Origin of the sequence: Paenibacillus sp. NPDC058898 (assembly GCF_049316025.1) — a bacterium.
Classification (GTDB): domain Bacteria; phylum Bacillota; class Bacilli; order Paenibacillales; family Paenibacillaceae; genus Paenibacillus_AQ.
On record NZ_JBMOSM010000002.1, the window covers coordinates 36168 to 53625 of the forward strand.

19 protein-coding genes and 2 pseudogenes are annotated in these 17458 nt (G+C 43.8%); 2 read left to right on the top strand and 19 right to left on the bottom strand.

Annotation, left to right across the window (positions count from 1 at the left end):
- Positions 1-75 precede the first annotated feature (75 nt).
- The 8 genes from ACOZB4_RS04225 to ACOZB4_RS04260 all read right to left on the bottom strand — a co-directional run bounded on the left by ACOZB4_RS04225 (position 76) and on the right by ACOZB4_RS04260 (position 8118).
- On the bottom strand, positions 76-1086 hold the full coding sequence (locus tag ACOZB4_RS04225) for a HAMP domain-containing sensor histidine kinase (protein ID WP_379407173.1): 1011 nt from the start codon (positions 1084-1086) through the stop codon (positions 76-78).
- On the bottom strand, positions 1083-1760 hold the full coding sequence (locus tag ACOZB4_RS04230; protein ID WP_379407172.1) for a response regulator transcription factor: 678 nt from the start codon (positions 1758-1760) through the stop codon (positions 1083-1085). The genes ACOZB4_RS04225 and ACOZB4_RS04230 overlap by 4 nt, the downstream gene beginning before the upstream one ends.
- A gap of 594 nt (positions 1761-2354) precedes the next feature.
- The gene (locus tag ACOZB4_RS04235) at positions 2355-3365 is read right to left on the bottom strand and encodes an LCP family protein (protein WP_379407170.1); all 1011 of its coding nucleotides are present in this window, start codon (positions 3363-3365) and stop codon (positions 2355-2357) included.
- Between the two features lie 28 nt (positions 3366-3393).
- The gene (locus ACOZB4_RS04240; RefSeq protein ID WP_422759483.1) at positions 3394-4008 is read right to left on the bottom strand and encodes an undecaprenyl-diphosphatase; all 615 of its coding nucleotides are present in this window, start codon (positions 4006-4008) and stop codon (positions 3394-3396) included.
- Between the two features lie 47 nt (positions 4009-4055).
- A complete protein-coding gene (locus tag ACOZB4_RS04245; RefSeq protein ID WP_379407168.1) occupies positions 4056-5180 on the bottom strand; it encodes an FtsW/RodA/SpoVE family cell cycle protein in 1125 nt (374 codons plus the stop codon).
- A 182-nt stretch (positions 5181-5362) separates the two neighbouring features.
- On the bottom strand, positions 5363-5740 hold the full coding sequence (locus ACOZB4_RS04250) for a hypothetical protein (protein ID WP_379407167.1): 378 nt from the start codon (positions 5738-5740) through the stop codon (positions 5363-5365).
- A 272-nt stretch (positions 5741-6012) separates the two neighbouring features.
- Positions 6013-7395, bottom strand: coding sequence for a sensor histidine kinase (locus ACOZB4_RS04255; protein WP_379407166.1), 1383 nt, complete (start codon positions 7393-7395; stop codon positions 6013-6015).
- Between the two features lie 3 nt (positions 7396-7398).
- Positions 7399-8118, bottom strand: a complete 720-nt coding sequence (locus tag ACOZB4_RS04260; RefSeq protein WP_379407165.1) for a response regulator transcription factor — start codon at positions 8116-8118, stop codon at positions 7399-7401.
- 327 nt (positions 8119-8445) lie between these two features.
- On the opposite strand from ACOZB4_RS04260, the pseudogene ACOZB4_RS04265 reads away from it, so the two are divergent.
- Together ACOZB4_RS04265 and ACOZB4_RS04270 are read left to right on the top strand one after the other, a co-directional pair.
- Positions 8446-8614, top strand: a pseudogene (locus tag ACOZB4_RS04265) (IS30 family transposase); the annotation flags it as partial.
- Between the two features lie 478 nt (positions 8615-9092).
- Positions 9093-9399: pseudogene (locus tag ACOZB4_RS04270) on the top strand (ArsR/SmtB family transcription factor); the annotation flags it as partial.
- A 78-nt stretch (positions 9400-9477) separates the two neighbouring features.
- On the opposite strand, the gene ACOZB4_RS04275 reads toward ACOZB4_RS04270, so the two are convergent.
- The 11 genes from ACOZB4_RS04275 to ACOZB4_RS04325 form a co-directional block, all read right to left on the bottom strand.
- The gene (locus ACOZB4_RS04275) at positions 9478-9672 is read right to left on the bottom strand and encodes a glycoside hydrolase family 95-like protein (RefSeq protein WP_379407164.1); all 195 of its coding nucleotides are present in this window, start codon (positions 9670-9672) and stop codon (positions 9478-9480) included.
- A 3-nt stretch (positions 9673-9675) separates the two neighbouring features.
- Positions 9676-12294: a DUF4855 domain-containing protein gene (locus ACOZB4_RS04280; RefSeq protein WP_379407163.1), complete on the bottom strand. Its 2619-nt coding sequence runs from the start codon at positions 12292-12294 to the stop codon at positions 9676-9678.
- Positions 12295-12532: 238 nt separating this feature from the next.
- Positions 12533-12802, bottom strand: coding sequence for a hypothetical protein (locus ACOZB4_RS04285; RefSeq protein WP_379407162.1), 270 nt, complete (start codon positions 12800-12802; stop codon positions 12533-12535).
- Positions 12803-12822: 20 nt separating this feature from the next.
- Positions 12823-13506 (bottom strand): class I SAM-dependent methyltransferase, encoded by a 684-nt coding sequence (locus ACOZB4_RS04290; RefSeq protein WP_379407161.1) that lies wholly within the window; start codon positions 13504-13506, stop codon positions 12823-12825.
- A 29-nt stretch (positions 13507-13535) separates the two neighbouring features.
- Positions 13536-13820 carry a hypothetical protein gene (locus tag ACOZB4_RS04295; RefSeq protein ID WP_339266522.1) on the bottom strand — a complete coding sequence of 95 codons (285 nt, stop codon included), beginning with the start codon at positions 13818-13820 and terminating at the stop codon, positions 13536-13538.
- Between the two features lie 32 nt (positions 13821-13852).
- Positions 13853-14371, bottom strand: coding sequence for a hypothetical protein (locus tag ACOZB4_RS04300; protein ID WP_379407160.1), 519 nt, complete (start codon positions 14369-14371; stop codon positions 13853-13855).
- A 16-nt stretch (positions 14372-14387) separates the two neighbouring features.
- Positions 14388-15269, bottom strand: a complete 882-nt coding sequence (locus ACOZB4_RS04305) for an alpha/beta fold hydrolase (protein ID WP_422759484.1) — start codon at positions 15267-15269, stop codon at positions 14388-14390.
- Positions 15270-15376: 107 nt separating this feature from the next.
- Positions 15377-15745, bottom strand: a complete 369-nt coding sequence (locus tag ACOZB4_RS04310) for an HAD family hydrolase (RefSeq protein ID WP_379407159.1) — start codon at positions 15743-15745, stop codon at positions 15377-15379.
- Positions 15746-15904: 159 nt separating this feature from the next.
- Positions 15905-16222, bottom strand: coding sequence for a hypothetical protein (locus ACOZB4_RS04315; RefSeq protein ID WP_379407158.1), 318 nt, complete (start codon positions 16220-16222; stop codon positions 15905-15907).
- 284 nt (positions 16223-16506) lie between these two features.
- Positions 16507-16974 (bottom strand): NUDIX domain-containing protein, encoded by a 468-nt coding sequence (locus ACOZB4_RS04320; RefSeq protein WP_379407157.1) that lies wholly within the window; start codon positions 16972-16974, stop codon positions 16507-16509.
- Between the two features lie 39 nt (positions 16975-17013).
- Positions 17014-17454: an NUDIX hydrolase gene (locus tag ACOZB4_RS04325; RefSeq protein WP_379407156.1), complete on the bottom strand. Its 441-nt coding sequence runs from the start codon at positions 17452-17454 to the stop codon at positions 17014-17016.
- Positions 17455-17458: the final 4 nt, after the last annotated feature.

Consider the following 17458-nt stretch of genomic DNA (forward strand, 5'->3'; position numbering starts at 1 on the left):
TGTTATGGTTCTCATTATAAAGAGGCAAAGTTACATCCCGGTTATCCTGCTGTTTACTTCTGGGTTAACTTTAGGTTACGCCCTACCAATGGCTACACTTGTGCCATTTTCATTGGATGTAAAGTCAGCTTTCAGCTTCATTTTTTTCAACATATAATTTGAAGTCGATAAACCAATCCCCACCCCACTCGCATAGGAGGAGTTATCCATACCCGGACCTCTGTCTGCAACAATGATTCGTTCTTTTTCAACTTCAACCACGATGTTGGCATATTTCCCCTCTGCTGCATGGCGAATAACATTCTGAAACAAATTATCCAGAACCCGTGCCATCCATTGAGGATCTACTTCCCAATAAAAAGTCTCCTCTGTCGGTAAATCTACATCGAGCTGGATTTCTTTTCCCTCAAATACAGGATACCACGCAGCAACAGATGCCCTTACTAAACGCCCAATATCTGTTGAAACGGGCCGAAAAGGATGTTTTCCTGATGTAAGCAATGTATAGGTAAGTAAATCATCCATTAGTTCCCCGACTCTTGTAATCGTATGGTTAATCTCTGTTAACGAATTTTGTCCTTCTAAACTCAAGGATTCTTGATTTAGTCTGGTGACATGTCCTCTCAAAATGGTAAGTGGCGTTCTTAAGTCGTGAGATAAATTCGCAATGAGCCGATGTCGTAACAGTTCCTCGTCATATGCTCGCTTGCGACTGCCTTCAAGCTGCTGAATCATCCAATTAAAAGAACTTCCTAATTGGTCTAACTCATCCATACGATCCGCTTGAACAGATATGGGTTTAGGAAATGAATTGTTATTAGCTGAAAAAGACATGACTTCCTGTAAGCCGGCGAGACGTTTTTGAAGTCTCAAGAAAAACAGCCAAGACAATATAACAAATGCGACCATCATGAAACCAAACAATAGCACGGTAACGTAAAACAGATTTAACGTATTTACGTTTTTTTCATGGATATCTGAAACTCCAACAAACGCACTGATGAAAATAAGCATGGTCGGAGGTAAAAAGATAAATAGAAAGTGTACTTTTAGAAAACGACGAAATAATGATTTGTTTTGCTTCATAATTTCACCCGATAGCCTATCCCCTTCAGCGTTTCAATAATCTCCGGGGAATCCGGATGACGTTCCAGCTTTTGGCGCAATCGATGGATATGCACCATTAGTGTTTTGTCACCCGTTATATAAGCTTCTTCCCAAATGGCTTCATAAATTTGTTCTTTGGTTAAAACTTGATTAGGGTGCCGTAAGAAGTACAATAAGATTTGATGTTGCTTCCCTGTCAATATAATTTCTTCTCCTGTGCGTTTGTCAAATACCATTCGGCCTTCCGGATCTACTTCAATCTGATTTCCTAATGAAATGCGTTCAGAAGGCGTTCCACCTTTTCGACGGATTAATACTTCTAATCTTGCAACCAATTCATCCGTATGGAATGGTTTCGTTACATAGTCATCCGCAAATTGTAAACCGTCTACCTTGTCATCTATCGATGTTCGAGCAGATAACAGCAAAATAGGAATAGCAGGAGCTGCTTTCTTTAATCGTTTACCCACCGTAAATCCGTCCAAGCCGGGTAACATGATATCCAAAATAACGACTTCATGCTGATTTATTTCTTTTTCGGCGCCTTCACCCGAAAGCAGCCATTGAACTGAAAACCCTCGCTGTTCTAATTCTTCTTTTAGCAGGCTGCCTATTTTCTCGTTATCTTCAATATATAACACGCTTCTGTTCAAGTAACATCCCTCTCTCTAAATAGGGTTCTTTAGTAGACAGATTAACATAAGTAGCGGGGGCCGCAGTAGCTTCATCATCGCCTGTGGATTGTCAACAGTAAATCAGACAGCTTTTTAAGGGCCTTTTGGCGGTACTGAACAGGTGTCATGTATCCCTCCTTCGGCCGCCATGCTCATATTCAAGTAGTGGGCATCCTTAGTGATTGCATAGTGATTACGGCGCCCATCGGATCCTGAATGGTAGATAAACGCAAATTCAGGACGTCAAAAGGTTCTCCAATAATTCATCTGATATCAGTCGGAGGCGGGGTCTTAGCCGCTGTAGCCGCCAGTATAGCAAGCATGTCGACTTCTAATTTCCACTGTCGGACCGGCGATTTCGCGATCTGGTCTACCAGATTGCGCTCCAGCAACTCATGACTTCATTTTTGCTAAAGCACAGAACCAGAAGAATCAAACATCTGTTTTATGTCAACTGCAGGATTGGATCTCTAGTTTACCTAGTTACATCAAGGGTTTGTTTAATTGTTTAAATAGCGAAAGTTGAGATGAAGTTAAATCAGGTCTGACCAACTAAAGGACTCAATGCACGGATCACTCCAGTACCCCAATAGTTTCCCATTTAAACGAAATTTCTGAACGGATACCTGCTTCATCAGCCAGATCTATCAACGCTTGCTGCAAATCCTCTTTGTTTACGTAAACATAGGGACTTTTCCAACTGGATTCCAACTGCAATGAACGAATCTGATTCGGTTTGATTTTCGGGAAATTATAGATCCATTGTTGAAGATCAGATTCAGGAATATCAGACTTCACATTTTCACCGATAATGTCCAATACGTTTCCCCATTGGGAAATCCCTTGAAAATCCCCCAATTTCTCAATGATCTGCTTGATCACTTGCTGCTGTCGATCGTTACGTGCGAAATCGGAGGACTCCCGCGTCCCTTGATTTGATTTACGATACCTGACATAGTCGAGCACTTGTTGACCATTAAGAGTCTGCAAGCCCTTTTTTAAATCGATACGCGTTCCGTCTGCGGAATCGTTATATTTCATATCCATGTCGACATCGATTTCCAGTCCGCCAAGCGCGTCCACGGTCTGCCGTAAGGCATCAAAATTCAACACGACCATATGATCAATCGGAAAACCTAGCAAATCAGAGAAAAAACGTTTTGTATTAGGAATAGCCTCTGACTTATCCTTTATATAGTAATACGCATAATAATAATTGGATTTATGAGCAGGCAATGATTTAGGTTTTAGCAACAAATCACGCGGCAGGGACAACAAACTAGCAGATTGGGTTTGTGGATTGAAACTGACAAGCATAAGAACATCTGTATTCATCACCCCACCACCACCATCCCGACTATCTACACCCGCCAAAAGAAATGTCATAGGTTGAATCGATTCCTTCTTTACATAATCAATCGGATCATCAGCCTGCTTTGGAGCTGCCACACGTTGAATCGCAGCATCCGCCTTATAATATATATACCCCGCATAGATTCCAACTCCAAGTATCAGGGCGCTCATAACAAGGCCAATGCTCATCATAACTTTACGAAATGCTTTTCTCTTGGGTTTGATAGACATAATTTCCTCCACTCAATTCTAATAATATTCAATTTTTGAGTTTAGAAGCTTTTTTATAACTTTTCCAAATATTTTTCTCGATTTTTTCATAAAGATTGATGCCAGCGTTCAAACATTTATGAGCTACAGACCATCGATGAACCATTTGATAAATCATAAATGCACTAATTACACCAATAAATGCTCCCGTGATGACATCAGAAGGATAATGAACACCATTCCAAATTCGGGAGAATGAAATTAAACCTGCCAATATAAGCCAAATTACGCCATCTTTCTTACGAAACAACCATATACCTGTTGCGATTACAAAGGCCCCAATCGAATGATTACTTGGAAATGAAGCGTTAGCGGAATGTTCAATTAATTGGTTAACCGTATGATGGACAAAAGGCCTATCCCTAAAAAAAAAGTGAGAAAGTATACTACCAACACTAAATCCAACACAAGCTGACAAGAGAGTTGTTATCACCATTTGCCTGTTCTTATGGATGCGAGTAAACCAATAAACAATAATCCCCATGTAAAAGAGGTATTCCGCTTTTTCTGATAAAAAACGCATAAATGGATTTAATGCAGAGAATGTTACTGCCATTTGATTGATGAATTGAAATACGAGATCATCTGTTTGAGATATGCCCAATGTCTTAACCTGCTTTCTATTTCTGTAATAATAAGGTTGTCTTTAGTTCATTCTATATAGATATCGTTTTTATGAAATTTGACACTTAACACCAAACCAATTGCAATCATATTACTAAGTAGTGAGCTGCCTCCATAACTTATGAACGGTAAGGAAATACCCGTCAGGGGTACCAAACCGATATGCATGCCTATATTAACGAAAATTTGAAAGACTAACATTCCTATAAGCCCGGTAACAAGATATGCCCCTGCAAGTTCTCTACTATCTTTGACGATATGAACCATGCGATATATGAGAAGGAAATATAACAGCAACAGCACCGCAGAACCCAAAAAACCATATTCCTCGCCTATGACCACATAGATCGAATCGGAATACGCATAAGGAACAAACCCTCTACGTAAAAAAGATACGTCACTTCCAGTCAATCCTCCCAAAGCTATCGCATATTGTGCGTTTTTAACATGCCATGATTTATCGGGATCGCTGGCTGGGTCAAGAAAAGTCTGAATTCTTGACATTTGATGAGGCTCTACCATCTTGGATAACAATTCGAAATTGGCATAATATAGCCATAATATTATGCCTACCGTAATGATCATAATACTGATGAACAGAATCATATATAATGAACGGATGTTACCCATCCACAGCATACTAAGCAGTGCACCCACAAAAACTAGAGAAGTGCCTAAATCCGGCTGCTGCATAATTAAGATGATAGGAATCATAAAAATGATACAAATCGGTAATATATCTTGAACAATACGAAGCTGAGCTCCCTCTCGCTTGCCTAATAAATGAGCAATCAGAAGCACTGTAAATAATTTAGCTAATTCAGAAGGTTGAAGCTGAAAACTTCCAATACTTAGCCAACGAACAGCACCGTTAATGTTCTCTCCGGTAAACTTGACAAGAACCAGCATCCCTATGCCAATTCCATAGAGAACGTAAGATAGCTTACCAAACAGAACTCTATAATCTAACAATGCGAGAGCCAGCATAGGAATGCAGAATGCACCGAATAGATATAAATAACTAATGTGAAGGCCTTCTAAATTCGTATCCACTGTGGCTCCATAAATAGCAATCGTACCAATTGCAACAAGACATACTATAATGAACAGCATAGTTTTATCCAGTTTTGAAATTATGTGGGTGATAAACATGATGGCTACCTCTATTTTGTTGAATTTCTGTAGGAATCCCCCTAAAAATGAACATCACAAATAATCCGATGAGCGCAAATACGCCTTGTTTCATGACGTAATGCCACGGACTACTGTGTTTTATGATTCAGGTCGGCCCCTTATTTTACCGTTCAAATCATAGGACACCTCCCCCATTTTAACTACAATCCTTGGGAAGGATATTCAAGATCGATCTTACCGTGATACTCCTCCTTGGATAACAGCTTCAATTTATCTTCACTCAAGCCATAAATGTCCAGACCATTTCCTGCAGCCCCTAGCGACCAGCCAAGCACGAGCTCGGATCGACCGTCCTGATCGATATCTGGAAATCCAGCATACTCCAAGCCGTAACCAAAGCCCTTGACTTCCGAGACGATTCGCCACTCCTCATTATCTTGCTTAAATAGCGCCGCTTTCAACATTTTACCTGTCGCTTTATTCTCTTCATATACAACGACGGCTTCATCGATACCGTCCCCGTCCATATCTCCGAACGAGATGTCATTACCGTTGTTCCCCTGCGTAGGAACTAACAATTGAACCTCGTTAGGTAGTAATTTAATAAGTTCATGATTAATTTTATCTCGCTGAATACTTGCTTCTGATAATGGAGGCTTAATCATATCTACTGGTGTTGCGGGAATCCCACATCCTCCGAGCAACAATAACGTAGTTGATATGAAACCTATTCTAATGAGTTTGTTGTTGAGCATTCTGATTACCAACTCCTCGATTGTCAAGGTTATTTACTATAATATCTTTGAAAGGGAACGAAGTGGTTATGAAAAAGTTAAATTTTATAATTTTCTTATATCGGCAAGTAGATCTGGACTTTCGTACCCTTACCTACCTCACTAATTATGCGTAATTCTCCATGATGTAACTTAATGATCTCATTTGATATGGATAGACCCAGACCACTGCCAGGTGCTTGTGGATCTACTTTGTAAAATTTTTGCAGCACATTCTCTAGATTCTCCTCTGAGATTCCTGACCCAGTGTCCTCAACGGTAATAACAACTTGTTCTAGAGCTGTATGAGCGTGTATAAAAATTCGACCATTGGCATCTGTAAATTTGAGTGAATTATCAATTAAATTTATTAGTACTTGCTTCAATCGATTCTCGTCCGCATGAATGGTAGGGAGATTCTCCTCAGTTTGTATTTCGAGTGAGACTCCTTGCCGAGCTGCTCTTGGGGCAAGTTGTCTACCCACATGCTGCAATAATTCTGATAGATGAACAGGTGCTGAGTGTAAGACAATTCTTCCATTATCCAGTTTAGAGAAATCTAACAGTTCTTCCACCATACGAGATAACCTGTCGCTTTCTGATTCAATAATAGCAAATCCTTCTTTAAGGATTTGCTCGTTGTGACTCCCATTCGATTTCAGCGTGATGGCCCAGCCTTTAATTGACGTTAATGGCGTTCGCAGTTCATGGGACACGGATGAAATAAAATCATTTTTAAGCTGTTCGCTCTTCAAAATTCTACCTGCCATCATATTTAACGTATCAGCCAAAGAACCCAGCTCATCCTGATAGCGTTTATGTACTCTTATGCTGAAGTCTCCTTCTGTCATCTGATCTGCCGCCTGTTTAAGATCCTTAATTGATCTCGTGATGGTCCGAGACAACAATAGTCCAAGAACGGTTACAATCGCAAGAACAAACAGACCTACACAGATCAGTACGATTGCAATACGATTAACCGTCTGTAGTGTTTCAGTCAAGGAAGTGACAAATCTGACTTCTCCCACGATGATATCATTGGCTCGTAAGGGATAAGATACCGCTAATATCGCTTCTTGGGTGGAAGGGTCCTTGCCTCTCCATGTGCCGGGTTGTCCTTGGAGTGCAGTTCGTACATCTAAATACGTAGTCATGTCATTGCCGCCTGGAAGTCCAGTAGAGTCCTGCAAAAGTCGGCCTGGGGAATTAATAATCTGTACTTGCGCATCCGAGTTATGTGCAAACCCCTTTAATAATCGATACGATTGTTTCTCCAGATCTTCATCGGCAAAATATTGCTGAAAAAAAGAAGCAGACAGCTCCGCTTGATTCATCAGAATCCGCTCAACATTATGAAGATAATAATATCTCACGTAAACCATGAGAAAAATCTCCAGAATGAGAACAGTGATACAGATGACCACAAAATAACTTCCTACTAATCTTTTCTGAATACCCACTTCTTAACCGTCCTTCCTGAAGCGATATCCTACTCCCCATACCGTTTCGATCCAATGTGGGTTAGAGCCATCATCTTCAATCTTTTCCCGTAACTTTCGCACATGAACATCTACTGTTTTAGGATCTCCGATATAATCCTCTCCCCATACGAGATTTAATAATTCATTCCGGGATAGTGCTGTATCGGGATGTTCTAGAAAGGTTCTAACTAGTTGAAATTCCTTCGGCGTTAATTCAATAAAGAAGTCATGTTTGAACACTTTATTCGAATTCAGATCCATCCGAATTGGACCGGATTGAATCACGGATCTTTGCGGTTTTAGAGCAGTTTCTGTTCGGCGCAATATCGCATTAATTCGTGCTACAAGCTCTAACGGATTAAACGGTTTGACAATATAATCATCAGCTCCGATTTCTAATCCTTTGATCTTGTCCAGATCTTGTCCGCGGGCAGTTAAAAAGACGATGATGACCGCAGGCTCTATCTCTCTTAACTGTCGGCAGATTTCAAATCCATCAGCATCTGGCAGCATAATGTCCAGAACAACAACATCGGGTCGATTCGTAGTGAAGAGTTGTATCGCTTCTCCTCCAAATGCAGCCTCACTCACCACAAATCCGTTATTTATTAAATTTATCGATACAAAACGTCTAATATGTGCATCATCTTCAACAATAAGTACTTGATTACGATTAGCGGTATTTATAGCTTCCACCCCCATAACTCGATTCCTAACACGTAAAACGCAAAAAAAGCCCCCCCCTGTAAAGAGACAGCCTTGTACTCAGATCCTTATTCTTACCTGTGTAATTATTACATGTGGATATTACTCTAAATTGATTAACTTGTCAAAAGCTTCTACTGACCAAGGAATCCTGCCAACTGGATTATGTGCGTGTTGCAGCAAATACAGTGACCTTTCCTTGGCAAATCAATTGAGATATATTATTCGTTGTCATTGGGCATATTGCTCCGTAATAAACCTGCACAAGTTCTTGAAATTTTATTTAGGCCATTTCCAGCGAGGAAGAGCAAAGCCATATCTTAGCAACGGGGCTCCAATGAGAACGGCAATGGTCTTTTAAGAGAATTTATTCCCAAAGGTCATGGCTTTGCTGGTATCTCGGATGAAGTGTTAGCTGAGGCCGCTGGCTCATCAAAACCGCCCCCGTAAATGCTTGAGGTGGAAATCCTTCGGTCGATCCTTAAACAATTAGAGGCAGAAGGGAATAGTGACGAGAAACATAAAAAGCTGCTCTATTTGGATAGTAAAAAGTCTTATATCTACAAGAATGAGCTAAATGAAATGGCTAACAATACTTCATTAACTGTAACTTATCTTGATTCAAAGGAAGACTTACATCAGGAAATTGAATCGTTTAACGCCTTATATAAAAAACAATGGGAAATACTTTATTGCGGGTCCGAAGTCATTGGTAGATTCTATTTCTAGCCATTTGCTACATAATCAGATTTTTAAGCGGAATATCAAAAAGGATGCCTTATTTGGGTATTAGTTAAGAATAAACATTAGAGATTAACACTAAATCTCTAATCGAGTGATCGTCATTTCTAGGCTTGAATTCGAAAATTCCACTTATAAAATCATGATGCAGAGGCGGTGAAATTAACGGCGGTCCCTTCATACACCATTAGATTACTAACAACAAAAATAAGACTTTTAGGAGGGTTGTCGTGATTGAGAATAATCCGTCCCGCGATGTATTTGACGCAATTGCAGATCCCACTAGGCGTCAACTGATTCATCTGTTATCACAAACAGAGGAGAAACCACTTCATGAACTAAAGGCACAATTTTCAATGGGCCGTACAGCGGTATCAAGCATTTGACCATCCTTAAAGAGGCCGGCTGGTGCTCGACCGGAAAGTAGGCAGAGAAACGCGATTTAGGCTAAACGCCGAGCCGCTTAGAGAAGTTCAAGATTGGGTGGCTTTCTACAGCAAATACTGGACTACAAAAATGTTGCGCTTGAGCCAACTGTGTTGGATCAATAACCGCGTTGAACCCTGCTTGACCCGAATCAACATAAACCGGCTGCATGATTGCAGCCGGTTTATACTATTCTGTAAAGTTTGGCAAACTCTTTCCATTTCGGATCAAGAAGGCAATCAACTTCCCATGCTCCCGCCTCATATCCACCTGGATATTTCCTTTCGCCTTAAGCCTTGTCACGCTGCCCATTGACCACATGGCTGGCAGTGCAGGCAGGAGATGAATCTTTCCTTCGTCGCTTTTGCAGCAGCATTTCCACATGGTTCAGTTCTCGGCATAGAATTCATAGCTGCCCTGCCATGCGAACTTCTCTCCTTGTTTCAATTCCGGTGTCATCCCTTTGATCTGCAAGAAATAGGTCTTTCCGTATTCCTGCGTAAAGATGACAGGCATATGGTCAGCGAGATTCGCTAAAGCCCCTAAACCATATTGCCGATCCAACCTTACACGCAGTTTGTGCTGGAATCCTCCCTGATCGGTTGAGCTGAGTTGATAGCTGTCGACATTCGGATTCACGGCTTTCGTGCCTGAATCGCTGTATCTATTCGCAGGGCTTGAAGCAACTTCCTGATCGCCTGCGAAGTAGCGAACCGTATCGTTCCATGCGCCATTCACCGACTGAAGTCCGTAATACGTATCGAACGTGATGTCTTCCAGCGCCTCGATTTCATTATGGACCTGTACATGACCGCCCGAGATCTCGTACGTGACAGTCTCCCTAAGCACGGGTCTTCCAGAACCATCCGCCTCTTTCGTGTTATAGGCTTGGATCAGATTGACCACTACGATCTTGGTATAAACACTCGCCGTCACGGTACCATCCGCTACTTCCATACCGTCCGCCCACACGCGGAACGAATCCGTCCTTCCTGTATGCGAGCTGGTGCTGCCGCCATCGTAGTTGTGGTTGCCCCCTGTGAAATCCCACGGATTGCCGTTGCCGTTCGCATTCGCTCTCACCACGTAAGGCCCGATCCAGTCCGATACATCCGCCTGAAGAAGCGTCGATGGTCGAGACATATCCGGATTCACCGTCGTTCCCGTATTCTCGGCCAGTCGCCATTCCTTGAGCCCTTCCAACTTATTCGCACCAAAACGATCGAATACGATCCACATATCGCTTTGGTCATTGTATTTATGGGCGACCGTAATTTCAGTGCCGCATTTCACCACGAATTGCGTCGCATCCGAAGCCACGGGGTCTTCTGGCTGCTTGGAGCAAGGTCTTGGCTTCGCATACGTCCCTGTCACGAACTGAGCCATGAGGTCATAATTCTGACGAACCAAGGGGTCGCTAGACTCGGCACTCTGAAGCAAGGATGCCGTATTGCCTTGATCGAATGCCATAAATGCTTGGTTCATATAGCCATAGTCAATGCCTCCGTTCAGCAAATCGACATATCGCGCCTGCTTATCGGTGTCGGTATTCATCTGTTCATCGAACTCCAGCTCGATTCCCATCTGATATTGCTTCGCTAAACCTGCGGCATCCTCTACGCGCTGCGGAACAGCGGAAGCGTAAGCACCCGGCTCCAGCAGCGCGGCGTCAAATCCTAAAGCCTTCCAGTCATAATTCCGGTTACCTTGGAAGGTTGGAATCCAGTAGAAGTTCACACCCTTCTCATGCACTTGCTTGCTCGTTCCTTGGATTATTTTCACTTCGTTCAGATCGGTCATACTGATGCTTTTACCGCCCCAATATATGCCGTTCAGCTTCAGATTCGGGTACTTCTCTTCTTTCCACCGTTGCTTGATCTGCTGCATCCACCAGGTAACCGCCTTTTGCTTATTGGCGGAAGCCGCTTCGACTCCGATAACGGAAGAATTAAAATTCTCAGTCACGCCATCGCCATCCACATCCCCGAAATCCGACACGGTATCACCTGGGTTTGGCATCATGAGCACAACGTTCACCTTATGACCTTGTTCTCCCAGCTTTCGCCCCGCTTCAGTTACCGCTTCATTCAAATGCTGCAGATCGCCCTGATCCGTGAACATCTTGTCTAAATACCCCTTCCAATCGCCGAAGGTAGCGGTTCCCTTCGTGAAATCCTGTCCACTCGGCGATTGCTCGCTCTGGAACAGCACCCCGTCGAACAACCAATCCACCGGCTCACCTTGTCCATTGACATAACTCACGTATGGCATAAGGTTGTCTTTCGTCCAGGTATCAGCCCTACCCGGACCGTTCCCGTTATTCAACAGCACGAGATTACGCATGCCACCAGTTGCCTTCCCCGGTTCCTGATAAGCAAGCCGATCCGCAGATACCTGCTTGGCTTTGTTCAATTTGCCATCCGTGCCCCAGATCTCGATCTCATCCAAAAATACGAACACATCGGTGGTAAATGTGACTTTGACATATTGGGCATAGGCCATTGTCGCATTGGGGTGATGCTGAGCTAATCCATCCTCATTGCCGTCCCAGATATAGCCTTGGGTGCTCGGAGGAACATCTGCCCATCTCACTTCGCGGCTAGGGATGTGCGCGAGGGTTCCCCACTGTGAGCCATCGTTGGACGCATACATGGATACCGTGTTCGGATAGGCAATACCGACCGAAGAATCTTGGAGGAAATGCGCCTGAATCCGAGCGATCGATTTCTTCTCCCCTAGGTCGAAGATGACGCTGCGCGTGGACTTGCGGAGATGTCCTGTCCATGCCGAATCCGTGAAGATCGTCGAACCGTACTTCCCGTCCGTTAACTTATTCCCCGCATCCCCATAGCTTGGTTCCGGCTGCTCCGACCATGTGTACCCGATACCTGCAGCGAGGTTTCGCAATTCAGGCTGATTTTGGGCCGCTTCGGCTGTCGGCAGCCATAACAGTACTATCCATACTGCAATAGCTGCAGCAATCCCTTGTCGCCTGTTTCGTTTCATTCATTTCCCTCCCGATTCGATGAAATAAGATTAATGAATACGGTTTCATAAGTAGCTTGGTAATACTGTGCCACAAACGCCGTAATTCTCACCATCGGCCATTGGAACCAAGTAAAAATTTTAGATTACCATCGAATAGTGTGGGTATATGCTGAATTATAGCGAATTAAAAAAGGGCACCTGCGAAAGTCGCCCTTCGTTAGACCTGTTCTTACCTAGGGACACCCAGTCATCGGCACTATAAATGAAAGATCATGTCGACCACCCAGGTCACAACTACGCATTCTATGACAAAGATTCCTAAACAACAAAAATAGAAAACGGACATCTTCAGCTCCCCGAACTGATCCTTCCAAAAACGTCTACGGAACAAGGAGATGAGATCCGGCGTAAACGAATACTTCACCGACTGCTTCAGATCATCCACATTTTCAAAAATCCGTCTAAACATCCACTTGTATATCGGTATGTTAAGAATAAACAAGATCACATACATTAGAAGTTCCATGAGGCCGCGTCACCTCCTAGTTAAACATGCTTCCACCAGATCCCGGCGCACTCCGGCACCGTTGACCATTGGTTCGCCTGGATCTTGTTCGTTAACTCTTCACCGAAAAAGAATCCCGTGTTTTGCAGTGCCTCTTCTACTGTATCAAACACATAATCCGTTCGAATCCACTGATGGCTAAATTCGTATCGATGCTCCAATTGAGCGTAATAGCCGGTCAGGAAATCCGGAGGATTCGGTGTCTCCGTGCCCGTTCCCATCGTTTCCAGAATTAAGATCGTCCCGCCTGGTCTCACTCGCTGCAGTTCATCCATGACACGTCCGAGATTGTCACTCCATTGTTCTTGGCTTGAATCAGCGAGATAACTAATACTCCAACCCGATACGATCAGATCTACACTTGAGGAATCAACCGGCAGGCTGCGATGATCAGCGACTACGGTAGTCCAATTACGCGAATGATACGCTTCAGATAATTTGTCATCTAAAATATTCAGCATAGGCTCGGATATATCGGTACAAATCAAGGATCTGGCATCACGGGCAAGCAGCATAGATAACCGGCCAGATCCTGCCCCCAAATCAAGTACATCCAGCCCCTCATATGACCTGATTCCATGAATGATTTCGGATAAATCGGGCTGTCTGCTAACCATCAACTCATAGGCTTCTGCCTGTTTTCCGTATATTTCTTCAATAACCATTTGATATTCACTCCCCTGAATTGGTACGATCAATCTCTCTTTTCCAAGTCGCGCAACAGCTTGTCAATCCGATAAAAGTCTTCCTTCGCATCCTTAAACATCGCCCTCATCGCTATGCCAACAACCAGCAGTATAATGGAGATTAACAGGAAAATAACCGTAAGCAAGCTGCCTCTCAAGTCATTTGTAAAGTTGTATGCCAGAATCTCGGGGAACTCGCTGTTAAAAAACGTAATTACCGTCACAATGAAAAAAAATGCGCTCAGGGTTAGGAATACGATGGAGCACTTTCTCGTCCTATCGAAGTATGGCACATCATTCCCTCCTATCCACCCAGCTGTCAGTTTTATTTTTTCGCTGATGTTCCGTCATATCTGCGGTTTGCAAGTCCTTGTATCCACTTGTATATGAAGCACAGCAGCAGCGAGAAGGCGATCATCATGAAGTACGTATTCCAGTTGAAAAATTGATTGTTCAAATGTATCGAAAGGAGGCCGCCGGTCGTAATGGATTCAATATGTTGCCAGTCCGCTGTCCCCCACCTCAATTCGAACGCCTCGGCTAGGACTTCTCTATAGGCTTCGAGTCGATGAAGCTGATATACATAACCCGCTACGATATAGCCGGCCAGGGCTAAGATCAGCATGCTTAACTTGCTGAGGGACATCTTAAGATTCTTGAACATACGAATCCATTGAAGAACAAGCACCAGGAAAAGAATACTCAGAGGGATTAACAGCAGGATGACTGGATTTCCGTTTCCAGAACTAGTGCCGGGCTTCGGGGTCATGGCATTCCCCAGTAGAACCAATATTAGACAGACCAGAGCATTGATGAACAGACCGGTGAGATATTTAATCTTCATTGTCATTACACTTCCCTCAAGCTTCCCTGCAAAAGCCTATTATCTCTTCATGAACGAGCTCCGGCACCTCATGATTGATCGCATGGCCAGCGTCCTTAACGATGCGGTACCGCATCCCATTCGCCTTCAGTCTGGCAACCGCCTTCGGATAATAACTAAGCAAATCCTGCTCGCCCATAACGAACAAGGATTTGTCGCGAATAGCCTGAACGTCGGCAGCCGAATAAATAGTAATGGTATGTTTCATCATGGACCGATTATTGAAATACTTCAGCAGATAGTACCAGTGCTGCATTAACTCCGGGTTATTCTCAAAAGCATCTGCATGTGTGCCACACAGCTTACGGAGCAACTTTCGCACATTCCGTTCCGATGGGAACAAAGCTTCGGGTAGAAAAGCCCTCATCATCTTGCTCATCACTTCGAATTGGCTTCCGGAAATGCCACCGGCCAAGCATACGATCTTGTTCACCCGATCCGGTCTGACGATGGCGTAATGATAGGCCAAATAAGCTCCATAGGATACGCCGGCGATATACACGGTGTCAACATTCATCGCCTCCAGGATCTCGTCGAGCCATTCAGCTTGTTTGAAATCACGAGCATACCTGTCGTTCGGCTCGCTCTTTCCTGAACCTCCGATGTTGTCCACCGCAATGATCCGGAAGTTCCGGGATAACTCCGCCACGTTATAAATCCACATCATGGCGACGTTATCGCCGGTTCCATGCAGTAACAGCAGCGGAGGAAGATCAGGTGAACCTGCCGTTATCACGTGAGTTATACCGTACGAAGTGGATATGTTGTGCGACTCATATGGTACCGCCCATCCCGCAAGCAAGCGGTCGTAGGATTCATAGATGAGCTTTTGCCCATTATCGCTTTTAAAACGCTTCAATTCCTGCACCTCCAATGCCACTGGACTCTACCTTCATTGCTAGCTTTCATGGTGTTCTGTATAAATACGAATCAATTCTTCCAGCTTATGTATCGTCCTATACGGCTTCACTTCTTCTGAAGAATCCCACTTCCCGTCTCGCGTATACCCAATCGTTGAATCTTTCCTTCTTGGACTTGAACGGTTCCATTGGTAATGATGGCAAGCCTCAGCCCTTTAGACTTCAAATGACGCAGTACGGGAAACAGCTGATCCATCGGCTGAATACAAAGCGGGATGGCTTCCCTGAAAAATGTCAGGTATTCATCAGCCGTAGGCGGATTCACCCACTGAAGCCGCTCGACCAGCATCTGATAAACTTCCTGCTTATCCCAATAGCCATTATGATCCGCTTCCTTGAATCGCTTGGCTATCATGAGCTGAGTATCTTCATCGGTATTCGGGAAGTACCTGGCAATCAATCGCTCAATGAACAAGTGAATCGCTGCCTTCTATCCGTTAATGTCTCATCCAGATCGAAGAATATCGATTTTAATGTCATAGGCAACCTGCTTTCTATTGTCTAGGTTCAGGAAAGAGAACTCATCTGTATGTTCTACTTCGGCAAAATCTCATAGCTAATGACATATCCGCGGTCATCCAAGTAAATAAAGAGACCTTCCCACTTGTAAATCCGCCCTTCGCTGTGACCCAAGGTCATACACAATTTTATCTTCTTCGTCATTAGCCCATTTGGCATTATCATTGGCGCCAAGACGGTCCGTCACTTCTCCCTGGCTTAAACCGATCAAATCATGTCTCTGTAAAAAATCGTCCACCATGATCGATCTTTGTTCTGGATAACCGACCCAACGGTTGTAATCAAAGTGCTGTTGTGACTTGTTATAACCCAAGGCATATATTGAAAAACCAATGAGCATTGCACCAATTATGACGGTTGATACATAATGCATTCGTTCTATCTTGCTCCAGGTTTTTTTTTGATATTAGAAACAATATGAACAGCAGCAGCAATACCGGCAAAGCTACCAAAAATACAGATACGAATGACACCGCAATATGATAATGATAGATCAACCGGATGATTACGCCCGCATAGACCACAACATATATGCCCATGACTAAACCGAGAACGGCAGCATGCGGATTCCATCTTGTGTATTCCCTCTCTGGCACGACTGCTCACCTCCAAGTTATATTCATGTATGCTGTATTTAGGCACCGTCTGTCATACCCTTCAGAAATGAGCCCGCTCTCCATTGGCTTTGATGAAAATATGCTCCGGATATTTTAAAGCCGTGGGTGGCAGCTGATCCTCCGGAAAGAACACGAGTTCCGCAAACTCTTCATTTTCACGATCCAACTCACCCGAGATGACGTGGCACTCGAACACAATGGTGAGGTACTCCACTTGATGTCCGTTGCTGTACGTATATCGGCGTTCTTTTCCACCATATACCCCAATGATTCGTTCAGGCACGATATCAAGCCCGGTTTCTTCCTTCGCTTCGCGGGTCATCGCCTCTGCCGGGGATTCTCCCAGCTCGATGGCACCGGCCACAAGTCCCCATAAATCTTCATGATGCTTTCTTCCAAATAAAACAAAATCTTGATCATTGCGGATAATGCCGGCAACGGACGGCATAAATATTAACTGGTCTCCGATCTGTTCTCTTAGATCCTTGTAGTAATCTGACATTCCCATGATTTGATGGCTCCTTTGGATTCCTAATAAAATGGATAACTAGAATCTGTTCTCTATGATCAATGCCCTCATCGTATATATCGCACTGATTAATGCATCTGTATCGCGTTGTCTACCTTTTGGGGTTGATGTCATTTCTATCATTTCAAAGGCCTGCTCCACGCCAACCCACTTGATTTCCTGCGTTTCCTCATCATACTTAGCACTCCAACCTTCCGGACTCATCAAAAAATATTTCGTCACGCATGTATCCGATTCATATTCACCCGGAATGGCCGCGATAATGCTGCATTTATAACCTGTCTCCTCCAACACTTCCCGGGTTGCGGTTTCTTCCGGGGAGCTATCGCTTAATTCAGCACCGCCTTTGGCGAAGGTCCAAACATAGCCGCCCCAATGGCCGCTCGGACTTCTCATCAGGACCTGTTGATTCTGATTGAACACAATGCCTCCAAAAGCATACTTGGATCTCCAGCTCAATTGG